9 protein-coding genes, 1 tRNA gene and 2 rRNA genes are annotated in these 15,273 nt (G+C 62.8%); 6 read left to right on the plus strand and 6 right to left on the minus strand.

The genetic code is table 11. The features are described 5' to 3' along the window. Positions 1-13: 13 nt before the first annotated feature. Positions 14-87 (minus strand) — tRNA-Thr (locus M1D32_RS15370). Positions 88-250: 163 nt separating this feature from the next. Further along, entirely contained in the window at positions 251-1,126 is an 876-nt protein-coding gene (locus M1D32_RS15375) for a DsbA family protein (RefSeq protein WP_458779494.1), read from the minus strand. A gap of 179 nt (positions 1,127-1,305) precedes the next feature. Here M1D32_RS15375 and M1D32_RS15380 point away from each other — a divergent pair, with 179 nt between their 5' ends. The 4 genes from M1D32_RS15380 to M1D32_RS15395 all read left to right on the plus strand — a co-directional run bounded on the left by M1D32_RS15380 (position 1,306) and on the right by M1D32_RS15395 (position 6,546). Continuing rightward, positions 1,306-2,808 carry an alpha,alpha-trehalose-phosphate synthase (UDP-forming) gene (locus tag M1D32_RS15380; protein WP_458779495.1) on the plus strand — a complete coding sequence of 501 codons (1,503 nt, stop codon included), beginning with the start codon at positions 1,306-1,308 and terminating at the stop codon, positions 2,806-2,808. After that, entirely contained in the window at positions 2,798-3,640 is an 843-nt protein-coding gene (gene otsB / locus M1D32_RS15385; RefSeq protein WP_458779496.1) for a trehalose-phosphatase, read from the plus strand. Before M1D32_RS15380 ends, otsB begins: the two co-directional genes overlap by 11 nt. 211 nt (positions 3,641-3,851) lie before the next feature. Beyond that, positions 3,852-4,934 carry an ABC transporter ATP-binding protein gene (locus M1D32_RS15390; RefSeq protein ID WP_306638141.1) on the plus strand — a complete coding sequence of 361 codons (1,083 nt, stop codon included), beginning with the start codon at positions 3,852-3,854 and terminating at the stop codon, positions 4,932-4,934. Between the two features lie 193 nt (positions 4,935-5,127). Then, a complete protein-coding gene (locus M1D32_RS15395) occupies positions 5,128-6,546 on the plus strand; it encodes a DUF4032 domain-containing protein (protein WP_458779497.1) in 1,419 nt (472 codons plus the stop codon). 2 nt (positions 6,547-6,548) lie between these two features. Here M1D32_RS15395 and M1D32_RS15400 read toward each other — a convergent pair whose 3' ends face one another. Then, entirely contained in the window at positions 6,549-7,919 is a 1,371-nt protein-coding gene (locus M1D32_RS15400) for an FAD-binding oxidoreductase (RefSeq protein ID WP_458779498.1), read from the minus strand. 214 nt (positions 7,920-8,133) lie between these two features. Here M1D32_RS15400 and M1D32_RS15405 point away from each other — a divergent pair, with 214 nt between their 5' ends. Together M1D32_RS15405 and M1D32_RS15410 are read left to right on the plus strand one after the other, a co-directional pair. After that, positions 8,134-9,861 carry a glycoside hydrolase family 13 protein gene (locus tag M1D32_RS15405; protein WP_458779499.1) on the plus strand — a complete coding sequence of 576 codons (1,728 nt, stop codon included), beginning with the start codon at positions 8,134-8,136 and terminating at the stop codon, positions 9,859-9,861. 2 nt (positions 9,862-9,863) lie between these two features. Beyond that, positions 9,864-10,895 (plus strand): LacI family DNA-binding transcriptional regulator, encoded by a 1,032-nt coding sequence (locus M1D32_RS15410; RefSeq protein ID WP_458779500.1) that lies wholly within the window; start codon positions 9,864-9,866, stop codon positions 10,893-10,895. A 61-nt stretch (positions 10,896-10,956) separates the two neighbouring features. Here the strand turns inward: M1D32_RS15410 and M1D32_RS15415 are convergent, their stop codons facing one another. The 3 genes from M1D32_RS15415 to M1D32_RS15425 form a co-directional block, all read right to left on the minus strand. Beyond that, positions 10,957-11,463, minus strand: coding sequence for an SRPBCC family protein (locus M1D32_RS15415; RefSeq protein WP_458779501.1), 507 nt, complete (start codon positions 11,461-11,463; stop codon positions 10,957-10,959). A gap of 324 nt (positions 11,464-11,787) precedes the next feature. Then, positions 11,788-11,904 (minus strand): 5S ribosomal RNA (gene rrf, locus M1D32_RS15420). Between the two features lie 239 nt (positions 11,905-12,143). Next, positions 12,144-15,269 (minus strand): 23S ribosomal RNA (locus M1D32_RS15425). Between the last annotated feature and the right edge of the window lie 4 nt (positions 15,270-15,273).

Genomic DNA, 15,273 nt, shown 5'->3' on the forward strand with positions numbered 1-15,273 from the left:
GACGGTCAATCGGAGCCCCCTGTCGGATTCGAACCGACGACCCCCGCTTTACAAGAGCGGTGCTCTGGCCAACTGAGCTAAGGAGGCGTGCCCCTGCGGGCGGGCGCCTGGACGGCGCTAGATAAGGTTAGCCCAAGTCCTCCCGGTGGTAAAAACGCCGCCTCGGTTCCTACACGGAAGAAGCGGGCAAAGGAAAAGCCCGCCTCCGGAAACGCTCCGGAGGCGGGCCCCTGATGTTCGGGAGAGACCGTTAGGCTTTGGCGTCGATGGCTGCCTGGATCTCAGCGTTCAGGTCGGTTGCGCCGTCCCACTGCTTGCCGTCAACGAAGACGGTAGGCGTACCGGTGATGCCCGTGTTCGCTGCCAGCGCGGTGGAGTACTTCACATACGGGCGGAAGGTCTTGTCATCCACGCAGCTGTTGATATCCGCACCCACCTCAGTGGCAAGGGACTTCAGCTTGTCGTCAGAGAGTCCTGCTCCGCCTTCGGCAGGCTGGTTGGCAAAAAGAACGTCCACGTATTCGGCATACTTTTCCGGTGCCTTGTCGGCTACGCAGGCCGCAGCGTTGGCGGCACGTGAGGAGTAGTTGGTGCTGGACTGGCGGTCCAGGAAGCCCAGCGGACGGTACTCCATGCTGATCTTGCCTTCATTACGGAGCGTGGTGAGGGCTTCGTTGTAGGTGTTTTCAAAGCGCAGGCAGACCGGGCAGATGAAGTCGATGTAGGCAATCACCTTCACGGGCTGGCCGGCTTCGGCCTCGGCACCCGGTGCCACCACCGGGCTCGGCTGCGCATCAGGCTTGGCCGGCAGGTTGGCCATGTCCACAGTCGCCGGGTCTGTCTTCTTGACTTCGGTGTTGGCCAGGAGGGTCACACCACCGTTGACGTTGGCGCTGGCCGGCACCGGGCCCTGGTCGGCAATGGGGGTGTTCTGCCGGATGCCCGTCGTCACCACCAGCGCGATCACCGCCAGGATGGCCACAACGGCCACCACAATTCCCCACCCGATCAGCAGCTTGTTGCGCTTGTCCTTTTTCAGCTGGGCTTCACGGATCAGCCGCGCTTTCTCGCGGGCCTCCGCGGTTCGCTCAGCTTTGGACTTACGTACTTCGTTTGCGGGGCTCATGTGTTCCTTGGGTCGATTGACGAGGGGGACCAATTCGTGGCAACCCCATTATTTTAGGGGAGAAAGCTGAGAGCTTGCCTTTTCAAGTATTCTGCCGGATTGACCAACGGACGAATAGCATGGAAGATTCCGTCCCGTTAGGGTGGGCTGAGAGGCACAAGCAACCCCAGGGGGCCGCAATGCAAACACCCGTCCAGGAAAAACCTGCCACCGCAGCCGGGTCCGGCGCCGCCGGCTCCGGCGGCAGCGGGGAAACAAAGTATGACTTCATGGTGGTCTCGAACAGGCTGCCCGTTGACCGCTGCGCCCCGGGCGAAAGCGGCGACGACGGCTCCGGGTGGCGCCGGTCCCCCGGCGGCCTGGTGACCGCGCTGGCGCCGATGATGACCAAGACCGACGGCGCATGGGTGGGCTGGCACGGCGCACCGGATGAGACGGTGGAACCGTTTAGCCACGGCGGCATGGACCTGGTTCCGGTCCAGCTGAGCGCTGACGACGTAGAGCTTTACTACGAGGGTTTCTCCAACGCCACGCTGTGGCCGCTCTACCATGACGTCATCGCCCCGCCCGAATTCCACCGGACCTGGTGGGATACCTACCGCACGGTCAACAGAAGGTTCGCCGACGCCGTCGTACGCCATGCTGACAAAGCTGCCACGGTGTGGATCCAGGACTACCAGCTGCAGCTGGTGCCGCGGATGCTCCGGGAGGAGCGGCCGGACCTCCGGATCGGCTTCTTCAATCACATCCCGTTCCCCCCGCCGGAGATCTTCGCCCAGCTGCCCTGGCGCCAGGCCATCATCGACGGCCTCCTCGGCGCCGACCTGGTGGGCTTCCAGCGGCCCAGCGACGCCGGCAACTTCATGCGCTCGGCCCGCCGCTTCCTGGGCGCCAGCGTCAAGCAGCAGCAGGTGCACGTTAAGGGCCAGGACGGGGAAATCACGCACATCGCCCGGGCCCAGGCGTTCCCCATCTCCATCGACGTCCAGCAGATCACCGAACTGGCCAAAAAACCCGAGATCATTGAGCGGGCCCGTCAAATCCGCCAGGACCTGGGTAATCCGAAAACCATCCTGCTCGGCGTGGACCGCCTGGACTACACCAAAGGCATCCGGCACAGGCTCAAGGCGTTCGAGGAGCTCCTGGCCGACGGCAAGCTGTCCGTTGGCGACGCCACCCTGATCCAGGTAGCCAGCCCCAGCCGCGAGCGCGTTGAACAGTACCGGCTCCTGCGCGAGGAAGTCGAGGGCACGGTAGGCCACATCAACGGCACCTACGACACCCTGGAGAACACAGCGGTCCGCTACCTGCACCACAGCTACCCCGTGGAGGAGATGGTGGCCCTGTACCTGGCAGCGGACGTCATGCTGGTGACCGCCCTCCGGGACGGCATGAACCTGGTGGCCAAGGAGTACGTCACCGCGCGGACCAACAACGACGGCGCCCTGGTGCTCAGCGAGTTCGCCGGCGCGGCTGATCAGCTCAAGCAGGCCCTGCTGATGAACCCGCACGACATCGATGGCTTGAAGAGCGCGATTATGCGGGCAGTGGAGCTGCCGCCCCGGGATGCCTCCCGGCGGATGCGGGCCATGCGCAAGCAGATCCTCGAGCACGACGTGGACTACTGGTCTGCCGAGTTCCTCCGGGCCCTTGAGGAGAAGGCGGTCCGTGATGACTCCTGACGGCCGGGCCGGCAACGGCAAGTTGGCACTGACACCGGAGCTTCGCGAGGCCCTTCGGCGCGTGGCTGCGACGGATCACTTGCTGGTGGCCATGGACTTCGACGGCACCATGGCTCCCATCGTGGGCCACGCCGACGACGCCCGCCCCCTTCCCCGCGCCGCCAAGGCCTTCGCCGGACTAGCCGTGCTGCCCAGGACGACGACGGCACTCATCTCCGGACGCGCCCTCGCCAGCCTGCGCACGGTCGCGTCGCCTCCGGTGGACACCCTCCTGATTGGCAGCCACGGGGCAGAGGCCTGGCTGGGGCCTGGATCGGCAGGACTGACGCTCGATGCGGAGCAAAAGGCCCTGCTCGCCGAGGTCCGCAGCATCCTGGCGGACATCGTCGAGGAGGCGCCCGGCACGATGCTGGAGGACAAGCCCGCCGGGGTGGTCCTGCATACCCGCCTGGCCGACGACGACGTAGCCCAGGATGCGGTATCCGCCGCCCGCTCTGTGCTGCAGGACCGGAAGGGCGTCTTCCTTAAGGACGGAAAGCGCGTCTTGGAAACCTCTGTGGTGAACGCCTCAAAGGGTGAGGGGGTTACCTTCCTGCGCCAGGTCACCGGTGCCACGGCCGTCCTGTTCGCGGGCGACGACACCACGGATGAGGATGCGCTGGCGCGCCTCGGGCCCGGAGATGTGGGCGTGAAGGTGGGCCTGGACTTCACCCAGGCCGAGTACCGCGTGGAGGCACCCGTGCACGTGGCGGAGATGCTGGAGGTGCTGCTCCAGGAGCGGAGCCTTGCCGTTGCCGAGGAAGACCAGCAGGGCTTTCAGGGCAGAAGTTGAGCAAGGTCATATGTGACGTCCGTAACATTTGCGACTAAACGCACAACATCTGACATACTCTTGCTTGTGATGTGGCGCACAAGCACCGTGCGGCGTCACTCGGCGCTCTCCGACCGTGGTTGAGGAACGTCTGCAGCACAAAACTGAACAAACATGAACCATTCACAACGGATCGTCCGGCACGTACCTGCCGGTGAAGGGATTGATAACTGTGGCTACAGTTACTTTTGATAACGCTACGCGTCTGTACCCGGGCACAGAAAAGCCCGCCGTCGATAAGCTCAACATCGACATCGCCGATGGCGAATTCCTGGTCCTCGTTGGACCCTCCGGTTGCGGTAAGTCCACCTCGCTGCGCATGCTCGCAGGCCTCGAGGACGTCAACGCAGGCCGCATCCTCATCGGCGACCGCGACGTCACCGACGTTCCGCCGAAGGACCGCGACATCGCGATGGTTTTCCAGAACTACGCGCTGTACCCGCACATGACTGTGGCCGACAACATGGGCTTCGCCCTGAAGATCGCCGGCGTCTCCAAGGAAGAGCGCGCCGAGCGTGTCCGTGAAGCTGCCAAGCTCCTTGACCTTGAGCCCTACCTGGACCGCAAGCCGAAGGCACTCTCCGGCGGTCAGCGCCAGCGTGTTGCCATGGGCCGCGCCATTGTCCGTAACCCGCAGGTCTTCCTCATGGATGAGCCGCTTTCCAACCTGGACGCCAAGCTCCGTGTGCAGACCCGCACCCAGATCGCATCCCTGACCCGCCGCCTGGGCGTCACCACTGTTTACGTGACGCACGACCAGGTTGAGGCCATGACCATGGGCGACCGCGTCGCTGTGCTGAAGGACGGCCTGCTGATGCAGGTGGACACCCCGCGCAACCTGTACGACAAGCCCAAGAACGTCTTCGTGGCCGGCTTCATCGGCTCCCCTGCCATGAACCTGCTCGAACTGCCGGTCGTCGACGGCGGCGTACAGTTCGGCGGCACGGTTTACCCGGTACCGCGCGACGTCCTCGAAGAGGCACACGGCTCCACTGTGACCCTGGGATCCCGCCCCGAGGACCTCGAGACCGCTCCGCACGGCGAAGGCCTGAAGGTAGAGGTCGACGTCGTCGAGGAGCTGGGTGCCGACGCTTACGTCTATGGCCACACCACCCTTGACGGCAAGGACCACGACATCGTGGCACGTGTCGACGGCCGCCGCCCCCCGATGAAGGGTGAGTCCATCTACGTCCGTCCGCAGTCGGGCCACGTGCACCTGTTCGACACCAAGACCGGCCTGCGCCTGGGCGACTAATCCCCGCCGGTGCCCTAACCTCGCTCCGCTTCGATTAGGGAACCCTGCCGGCGTGGGCCCATCCACCGGCGCCCAAACCTAAAGCACCGCATGAAACTGACGGCGGCCTCCTTAACCGGACGGCCGCCGTCGGCCTTTAACCGTGCCTGCTGAAGAATTAGCTGGCCACGCCGATGTACGGAAGAATTGACCTATGACCGAGGAATACAGCGCGCAGTGGCACGACGAACCCACCGACTATGCGCAGGTGGGGAAACTGCCCCGGTTCGTGGCGGCGAGTGCCGACGACGGCAAGCTCGCTTCGGTCTCCAGTTCGCTGAACATCACGGCCGCAGCGGCAGACCCCGAGCTGCTGGACTTGCCCTGGCACATCGCGCTGGAGGACTGGCCGGCGGAAAACCTGGCCGCACTCCCCCGCGGCATCTCCCGGCACATCGTCCGCTTCGCCCACCTCGGCGGCTCGGTGATCGCCATCAAGGAAACCTCCGAGCACGTCGCCCGGCATGAATACCACATGCTGCGGAAGCTGGCCCGGCTGGACGTGCCCTGCGTAGAGCCCGTCGCCGTCATCACCGGGCGCACCACCCTGGACGGGCGGCCGCTGAACCCGGTGCTGGTCACCCGGCACCTGAAGTTCTCGATGCCGTACCGCGCCCTGTTCTCGCAGATGCTCCGCAAGGATACGCTCACGCGCCTCATCGATGCGCAGGCGCTGCTGATGGTGCGGCTACACCTGATCGGCTTCTACTGGGGCGACGTTTCCCTGTCCAACACCCTGTTCCGCCGTGATGCCGGAGCCTTTGCCGCCTACCTGGTGGACGCTGAAACCGGCGAGCTGTATCCGGACCTGTCCACCGGCCAGCGCGAGTACGACCTGGAAATCGCACGGGTGAACATCGCGGGCGAGCTGATGGACCTGCTGGATGGCGGGCTGATCGAGGAAAAGGTGGACCCGGTGGCCACCAGCGAGCTGATCATGGACAGCTACCGGCGCCTTTGGGCCGAACTGACGGAGAAGGAGTCCTTCGAACTAGGTGAGAGGTGGCGCGTGAGTGCCAGAATCCGCCGGCTCAATGAACTCGGTTTCGACGTCGAGGAATACGCCATCAAGACCACCCAGAACGGGTCCACCATCCAGCTGCAGCCCAAAGTGGTGGACGCCGGACACCACCAGCGGCGGCTCCTGCGGCTTACGGGCATCGACGCGCAGGAAAACCAGGCCCGGCGGCTCCTTAATGACATGGACTCCTTCCGTGCGGACAACAACCCGGATATGGACGAGGAATACAGCGCCCATCTCTGGGTCAGCCAGATCTTCGAGCCGATCGTCCGGTCCATCCCGCGGGACCTTTCCGGGAAGCTGGAGCCCGCGGAAGTGGTGCACGAGGTCCTGGAGCACCGCTGGTACATGTCCGAAAAGCAGGAGCGGCACATACCCCTGGCCGAGGCCGTCCAGTCCTACATCGACTCCATCCTCCGGCACCGCCGGGACGAAGCGGCGATCATGCTCAACCCGGACACCGGGCTGCTGAAGATCCTCGAGGTGGAAACAGAAGAATCCCGTTACGGCGAAGACGAGACGATCGACGAATACCCCGACTCGGACGACTAGGGCTAGATTGCCTTCCCGGGATTGAGGATGCCGGCAGGATCAAACAGTTCCTTGATCCTGCGCTGGAACTCCCGGACCGGTTCGGGCTGCTCCTGGCCCAGCCACCGAAGTTTGTACTGCCCTACCCCGTGTTCCCCGGTGATGGTTCCACCCATCTGCAGGGCTGCCGTGATGGATTTGTCAAGGACCTGCTGGAGCCTCGCCATGGCTGCGGTATCCACCTTGCTGTCCTTCCGGTCGATCCAGAAGGTGGGGTGCAGGTTGCCGTCGCCCGCGTGGGCCACGACCTTCAGCTGCACGCCGTAGCCGGCGGCCATGGCCTCCAGGGCAGCCACGTAGTCAACCAGCCGGGAGCGGGGCACGGCGACGTCCTCTCCCACCCGATACTCATCGTCCACTTCCACGCCCCTGCTGTGCCGCCTGAGTTCCACCAGCCGTTCAGCCTCGGCGCTGACTTCAGTAGTGACGGTTGCCCCACCGGCCTTCAGGACCTCCCGGACCACTTCCGCCTCGGCGGCAGCACCGAAGCCGTCCGTCTGGATCAGGAGCAGGGACCTGCCGCGTGCAGTGAGGTCCGAACCGTGGATATCGTCCAGCTGGGCCAGCGTACCGCCGTCGAGCAATTCCATGATGGCGGGCTGCACCCGCGCCCTGCCTACGGCAAGGACACCGGCGGCGGCGCGTCGGAAGTCTGGGTAGAAGGCCGCAACAGTGTGCACCTCCCGGGGAAGATACTTCAGCCGCACCGTCACGCCCACTACGATGCCCAGCGTCCCCTCCGAGCCGACGAACAGGCCGGTCAGGTCATAGCCCGCGACGCCCTTGAAGGTCTGGTGGCCGGTGTGGATGAGGGAGCCGTCAGCCAGCACGACGTCCAGCGCAAGAACCGAGTCCCTGGTGACGCCGTACTTGGCGCACCGCAGCCCGCCTGCGTTGGTTGCGACGTTGCCGCCGATGGTGGAGGTGCGGAAGCTCGCTGGATCCGGCGCGTACATCAGGCCATGCAGCGCTGCTGCTTCATTGAGCACGGCATTAATGACCCCCGGTTCCACCACTGCCGTTTCGTCGTCAGGATTCAAGTCCAGGATCCGGTCCATGCGCTCGAGCGACAGGATGATGCAGCCCTTGGTGGCGTGGGCACCGCCGGAAACACCCGTCCCGGCGCCCCTCGGCACGATCGGAACGGCACCAGCCGCGCAGATCCGCACCACGGCCTGTACATCCGGCACTGACTCCGGGAACACCACAGCCAGCGGGAGCTGGTAGTCGAGGACGGGCGCCTGGTCCACCGCGTACCGGCTGAGGGTAGCTTCCGCACGGTCCACCTGTCCGGCCGCCAACACGGTCTCCAGCTCCTCAACTACGCTTCCCACGAAGCCTCCATCCGTCGTCGCACACGTCCCACCAGTGTAGGACGGCGCCGTGCGGCCGTAGCGCGAAAGGTCCTCCCTGGCAAAGCCTGCTCAAGAAAGACCTTGCAAGCGCTTCCAGGGCTGACCTGCGGAAAGGCTGCTTTCGACTAGTGCTCCTACTGCTCGCCGTGGAAGCGTTTCCATTCTCAGGCCTCCGACCCCTAAGCTTGCTTCTATGTCTGTCGAAACTGTGACGCTCACCACCGCTCCTCAAACCGGACCGCTGACCTTGGTCCACCCCGAGGACAACCAGCCCGGCTGGTGGCGCTCCGCCGTGATCTACCAGGTCTACCCGCGTTCGTTCCGTGACCTCAACGGCGACGGCGTCGGCGACCTTGCGGGGATTACGGAGGAACTGCCGCACCTGGCGGACCTCGGAGTGGACGCCGTGTGGCTGTCCCCCTTCTACAGGTCTCCCCAACGCGACGCGGGCTATGACGTCAGCGACTACTGCGACGTGGACCCGATCTTCGGCACCCTCCGTGACTTCGACGTCATGATGGCCGAATCCCACCGGCTGGGCCTGCGCGTCATTGTGGACCTGGTGCCCAACCACTGCTCGGATCAGCACCAGTTGTTCCAGGCAGCCCTTGCGGCACCGGCCGGCAGCCGGGAACGGGAGATGTTTATCTTTCGCGACGGCCTTGGGCATGACGGGCATGAACCGCCCAACAACTGGCAGTCCCACTTCGGCGGACCTGCCTGGACCCGGGTCACGGGGCCCGACGGCCAGCCGGAGCAGTGGTACCTGCACCTTTTTGATTCATCCCAGCCAGATTTCAACTGGGACAACCCCGCCGTCCATGCCGAATTCGAACGGATTCTCCGGTTTTGGCTCGACCGCGGAGTTTCAGGTTTCCGTGTGGACGTGGCTCACGCGCTGGTCAAGGCCCCTGGCCTCCCGGCTTGGGGAGGCCGGGCCGACGGCGGAAGTTCGGACGGCTTCCCGGGCCATGAGGCACCGATGTTCGGCCAGCCGGCCATCCACGACATCTACCGTGGGTGGCGCAGGATCCTGGACCAGTACGGCCCGGACCGGATTCTTTGCGCAGAGGCCAGCGTTGACCTCCCCCGGCTTGCGCAGTGGGTCAGGCCGGACGAGATGCACCAGGCCTTTAACTTCCCGTACCTGCACGCAGGGCTGGACGTCTATCGCCTGCGGTCGGTCATCACGGACTCCCTGACGGTCCTGGACGCCGTTGGCGCTCCCAGCACCTGGGTTCTGTCCAATCACGACGTCGTCCGGCACGCCAGCCGCTTCGGCTACAACGGGCATGGACCCCGCGATGGTGACGGCATCGGGCCCGCAGATCCGCAACCGGATACGGCCCTGGGCCGGCACCGGGCCGCTGCTGCCTCCCTGTTTATGCTCGGGCTCCCGGGGGCCGCTTATGTCTACCAGGGTGAAGAGCTCGGGCTGCCCGACGGCATCGACATCCCTGAGCATCTCCGCCAGGACCCCACCTTCGCCAGAACAGGCGGGGAGCGGCTTGGCCGGGACGGCTGCCGGGTTCCGTTGCCGTGGCGCGCCGCTGAACCCCACCTTGGATTTGGCTCGGGCCGCGATCCCTGGCTGCCCCTGCCCTCCTCGTTCAAGGGGTTGGCACGCGACCTGCAGGCTGACTCCCCGTCATCGCACCTCGCCCTGTACCGGCGCATGCTGGCGGTCCGCCGCGAGCTGGACCTGGGGCGTGGGTCGCTCGCGTGGGCGGAGGAGTGGTGCACCGGTTCATCCCTGGCGTACGTCAACGGCACTACGCTGATGCTTATGAACCTGAACCCCGAGCCGCTGGAAATGCCAGCCGGCCAGGTCCTCGTCCGCAGCGCCTCAGCCACGGACGGCTTCCTTGCTTCCGGTGAAACCGCCTGGATCGGTATTGGGCCGGATACCGCGGCAGAGTGAGTATGGCGGGCATCAAGGACGTCGCTGACAAGGCGGGCCTGTCCGTAGCCACTGTTTCGCGGGCACTCAGCGGCAAAAAAAACGTCTCGGCGAAGAGCCGGAAACTGGCGCTGGAGGCGGCAGAGGAATTGGGGTTTGTCCCGTCTTATCACGCCTCCAGCCTTGCCTCCGGGCGGAACCACAACATTGGCCTGGTGGTTCCCGCGATCCACCGGTGGTACTTCTCATCGGTTCTCGAGGGTGTTTCTGAGGTCCTTTTGGACGCCGGCTACGACCTGACGCTCTACAACGTGGGCCACGAGCCCGGACACCGTCACCGCGTGCTTAACGATTTCCTGCTCCGGAAACGCCTCGACGCCGTGATCGCCGTTGCCCTGGTGCTCAGCGATGCGGAGATCCAGCAGCTGCTGGCCGTCCACCGCCCCATTGTGGGCATCGGCGGCACCTTGCCCGGTGCGTCCACCATAAGGATCGACGACGAGCGGCTGGCCCGCATGGCCACCGACCACCTGGTAGGGCTCGGCCACACCCGGATAGCCCATGTCACCGGCAACGTGGCCTTGGATCAGGATTTCAAGCTGCCGGGCATACGGCAGGCGGGCTACCAAAAAGCCATGGCCGCCGCCGGTTTGGACATCCGCCCTGAATGGCAGGCTGCCGCCGACTTCACTGTCCAGGGGGCATACACGGCTGCCCGGAAGCTGTTGGGCACTACCGCGGAACGCCCCACAGCCGTCTTCGCCGCCTCGGACGAGATGGCTGTGGGCACCATCCTCGCCGCGCGGGACTTCGGGTTGCAGGTTCCAAGGGATCTCTCGGTGGTGGGCATGGACGGCCACGAATTGGGTCAAACGTTCGGGCTGACCACCATTGACCAGGACGCCCGCGGGCAGGGCGCTCTGGCAGCCAGGACCGCACTGCAGTTGCTCGAGCCCAAGGGGGACCCCGAGGACGGGCGGGCAGCGCCGGAGGCTGACCAGGAGTTCCCGACGCAGTTCGTTATCAGGACCAGCACCGCGGTGCCGCCGGCCTGACCGAAGCAGTTGCCTTCTCCACACTGCGGGCCTGACCTGGAATCACGGGACGCGGTCAGGCTTACGCCCCGCCGGCATCCGGGACGCCCATAAAGCGGCAATACTTGGCAAGAATCAGCGGCCAGGCGGCAACGTACTGTGCGCGCGCTGTGGCCGGGTTTTCGGCACCTTCCCAGCCCTCATGGAACACCCTTACTTCCGTGCCGCCCTCCACTGCCCGGAAGACCACCATCAGTTCCGTGGACCACAGAGCGCTGGAGCCGGGGTGCCACGTGGCGTGGAAGGACAGCGGTGGTTGCCAGTCGTCGAGGGTGCCCCAGATGCTGGTCCGGCCGTCGTCAGCTGTTTCAAGGATGAGGTTTTCCTCGAACTCTACATAGGATCCCGCACCGTACACGCCGAAAGTATCCAGCGGCCACCAGAGGTGTGTGTGGTCAGTGAAGCCGGCGAAGGCGTGGGACACGCTTCCCGGCACTACGACTGTATAGACCACAGGTTCGAGCAGCTCGATGGCGCTCTTGTCATCGCTTCCGAATTGTTCGCTGCCGTGGCTGAAGAGGCTATCCATGGTGTTCAACTTTACCCGCGCCGCCCCTCCCGCGACGCCCCATCAGCTCCTGCCCCCTGCCGGGGGACGCCCCAGCTCTATCAGCTTCTTCTGCAGTTTTGGCGTGACTGGCCGGCGGTTTGGAGTGCGTTCGACGGCGCTGCTGCCGCGGGGAGGTGACGGCGGGTCGCGCCGTACCCCGCAGGCGGTGATGGCGGGTTGCATTCCGGAGTGTGCGCCAGGGGTGGGGCCAGAGCCTTCGACCCGGATACCTTGATGGTGGTGTTTGTTGGTTAAGTGCGGCAGGGCCCTGACGTCGTTTGTCAGGGCCCTGCTCTAATGTATGTCCGGCGGTGACCTACTCTCCCACACCCTCCCGGGTGCAGTACCATCGGCGCTGTGGGTCTTAGCTTCCGGGTTCGGAATGGGACCGGGCGTTTCCCCCACGCTATGACCGCCGTAACCCTTTTACCCGGCACCAGCCCCTTGGGGGTGGTGTGGGAAATCTCGTGTGGTTACAACATTTGCTTCTGCCGTATCAGGGCAGTGTGGTGTTGTTATTCAATTGTGGTTTGTTCCCTGGACAACGTACCGGTTTGGTTTGTTGTTCGGGAACCACATAGTGGACGCAAGCAGTCTTGTTATCTTTTTACCCTGCTTCATGGTGTGAACGTCTTTTGAATCGTTCACGAAGAGGGTGTGTGGTGTAAGTTATCGGCCTATTAGTACCGGTCAGCTTCACGAGTCGTTAGTCCTCGCTTCCACATCCGGCCTATCAACCCAGTGGTCTGGCTGGGGGCCTCTCACACACAAGGTGTATGGAAATCTCATCTTGAAGCGAGCTTCCCGCTTAGATGCTTTCAGCGGTTATCCCATCCGAACGTAGCTAATCAGCGGTGCACTTGGCAGTACAACTGACACACCAGAGGTTCGTCCGTCCCGGTCCTCTCGTACTAAGGACAGCCCTTCTCAAATTTCCTGCGCGCGCAGCGGATAGGGACCGAACTGTCTCACGACGTTCTAAACCCAGCTCGCGTACCGCTTTAATGGGCGAACAGCCCAACCCTTGGGACCTACTCCAGCCCCAGGATGCGACGAGCCGACATCGAGGTGCCAAACCATGCCGTCGATATGGACTCTTGGGCAAGATCAGCCTGTTATCCCCGAGGTACCTTTTATCCGTTGAGCGACGGCCATTCCACAATGTACCGCCGGATCACTAGTCCCGACTTTCGTCCCTGCTCGAGATGTCTCTCTCACAGTCAAGCTCCCTTGTGCACTTACACTCGACACCTGATTGCCAACCAGGCTGAGGGAACCTTTGGGCGCCTCCGTTACTTTTTAGGAGGCAACCGCCCCAGTTAAACTACCCATCAGGCACTGTCCCTGACCCGGATTACGGGCCGAAGTTAGATGTCCAAAGTGACCAGAGTGGTATTTCAACGATGACTCCACCCGAACTGGCGTCCGGGCTTCAACGTCTCCCACCTATCCTACACAAGCCACTCCGAACACCAATACCAAACTATAGTAAAGGTCTCGGGGTCTTTCCGTCCTGCTGCGCGTAACGAGCATCTTTACTCGTACTGCAATTTCGCCGAGTTTATGGTTGAGACAGCGGGGAAGTCGTTACTCCATTCGTGCAGGTCGGAACTTACCCGACAAGGAATTTCGCTACCTTAGGATGGTTATAGTTACCACCGCCGTTTACTGGGGCTTAAATTCTCAGCTTCGCCTTGCGGCTAACCGGTCCTCTTAACCTTCCAGCACCGGGCAGGAGTCAGTCCGTATACATCGTCTTGCGACTTCGCACGGACCTGTGTTTTTAGTAAACAGTCGCTTCCCCCTGGTCTCTGCGGCCCCGATCCCCTCCGGAACGCATGGTTCCATCAAGGTTGGGGCCCCCCTTCTCCCGAAGTTACGGGGGCATTTTGCCGAGTTCCTTAACCATAATTCTCTCGATCGCCTTAGTATTCTCTACCTGATCACCTGTGTCGGTTTGGGGTACGGGCGGCTAAAACCTCGCGTCGATGCTTTTCTCGGCAGCATAGGATCACCAAATCCCCCCAAACGGGGGTCCCATCAGATCTCAGGCATCATGAACAGCGGATTTGCCTACCGTTCGCCCTACATCCTTAGACCGGGACAACCATCGCCCGGCTTGGCTACCTTCCTGCGTCACACCTGTTAATACGCTTGCCTCCCAGGATCAGGTCCTGCGCTCCACCAAAACCCTTCACCCACAAGGGGTGTCAGGCAGGTCTCGGGCAGTTAGTATCCCCTGTTCAGCATGGGCGGTTTTTCGCCGGTACGGGAATATCAACCCGTTGTCCATCGACTACGCCTGTCGGCCTCGCCTTAGGTCCCGACTTACCCAGGGCAGATTAGCTTGACCCTGGAACCCTTGATCATTCGGCGGACGGGTTTCTCACCCGTCTTTCGCTACTCATGCCTGCATTCTCACTCGTGTAGGCTCCACCGCTGGTTTACACCGCGACTTCACTGCCCACACGACGCTCCCCTACCCATCCAGACGCCTGAACCACAAGGGCTTAGCTAATATCTGAATGCCACAACTTCGGCGGTGTACTTGAGCCCCGCTACATTGTCGGCGCGGAATCACTTGACCAGTGAGCTATTACGCACTCTTTTAAGGATGGCTGCTTCTAAGCCAACCTCCTGGTTGTCTTCGCAACTCCACATCCTTTCCCACTTAGCACACGCTTAGGGGCCTTAGTTGGTGGTCTGGGCTGTTTCCCTCTCGACTATGAAGCTTATCCCCCACAGTCTCACTGCTGCGCTCTCACTTACCGGCATTCGGAGTTTGGCTGACGTCAGTAACCTTGTAGGGCCCATTAGCCATCCAGTAGCTCTACCTCCGGTAAGAAACACGCAACGCTGCACCTAAATGCATTTCGGGGAGAACCAGCTATCACGAAGTTTGATTGGCCTTTCACCCCTACCCACAGCTCATCCCCTCCATTTTCAACTGAAGTGGGTTCGGTCCTCCACGACGTCTTACCGTCGCTTCAACCTGGCCATGGGTAGATCACTTCGCTTCGGGTCTAGATCACGCCACTGCAACGCCCTATTCAGACTCGCTTTCGCTACGGCTTCCCCACACGGGTTAACCTCGCGACGTAACACTAACTCGCAGGCTCATTCTTCAAAAGGCACGCCGTCACAACTACAAGGCTGCTCCGACGGATTGTAAGCACACGGTTTCAGGTACTGTTTCACTCCCCTCCCGGGGTACTTTTCACCTTTCCCTCACGGTACTGGTCCGCTATCGGTCATTAGGGAGTATTTAGGCTTATCAGGTGGTCCTGACAGATTCACACGGGATTTCTCGGGCCCCGTGCTACTTGGGATACTCATCCGGGCGGTACACAACATTTCGGTTACGGGGCTCACACCCTCTCTGGCCGGCCTTTCAAGACCGTTCACCTATGCCTGCACATCACACCCCACCAACCCGGCAGAATTGGTATGGAAAGTCCCACAACCCCGACCATGCAACGCCCGCCGGCTATCACACATGGAACGGTTTAGCCTGATCCGCGTTCGCTCGCCACTACTAACGGAATCACTATTGTTTTCTCTTCCTGCGGGTACTGAGATGTTTCACTTCCCCGCGTTCCCTCCACGCACCCTATGTGTTCAGATGCGGGTCACCAGATCACTCGCGCGTCTGGCGGGGTTTCCCCATTCGGACACCCTGGGATCACAGTCCGGTTATCGACTCCCCCAGGCTTATCGCAGATTCCTACGTCCTTCGTCGGCTCCTAATGCCAAGGCATCCACCGTGTGCTCTTAAAAACTTGACCACAA

It is taken from the genome of Arthrobacter sp. D3-16 (assembly GCF_054408515.1).

What these genes read in the sequence shown, in the direction of transcription:
- M1D32_RS15375 (WP_458779494.1), bottom strand. Translation starts at nt 1,126, where the DNA reads ATGAGCCCCGCAAACGAAGTACGTAAGTCCAAAGCTGAGCGAACCGCG.
- M1D32_RS15380 (WP_458779495.1), top strand. Translation starts at nt 1,306, where the DNA reads ATGCAAACACCCGTCCAGGAAAAACCTGCCACCGCAGCCGGGTCCGGC.
- otsB (WP_458779496.1), top strand. Translation starts at nt 2,798, where the DNA reads ATGACTCCTGACGGCCGGGCCGGCAACGGCAAGTTGGCACTGACACCG.
- M1D32_RS15395 (WP_458779497.1), top strand. Translation starts at nt 5,128, where the DNA reads ATGACCGAGGAATACAGCGCGCAGTGGCACGACGAACCCACCGACTAT.
- M1D32_RS15405 (WP_458779499.1), top strand. Translation starts at nt 8,134, where the DNA reads ATGTCTGTCGAAACTGTGACGCTCACCACCGCTCCTCAAACCGGACCG.
- M1D32_RS15410 (WP_458779500.1), top strand. Translation starts at nt 9,864, where the DNA reads ATGGCGGGCATCAAGGACGTCGCTGACAAGGCGGGCCTGTCCGTAGCC.
- M1D32_RS15415 (WP_458779501.1), bottom strand. Translation starts at nt 11,463, where the DNA reads ATGGATAGCCTCTTCAGCCACGGCAGCGAACAATTCGGAAGCGATGAC.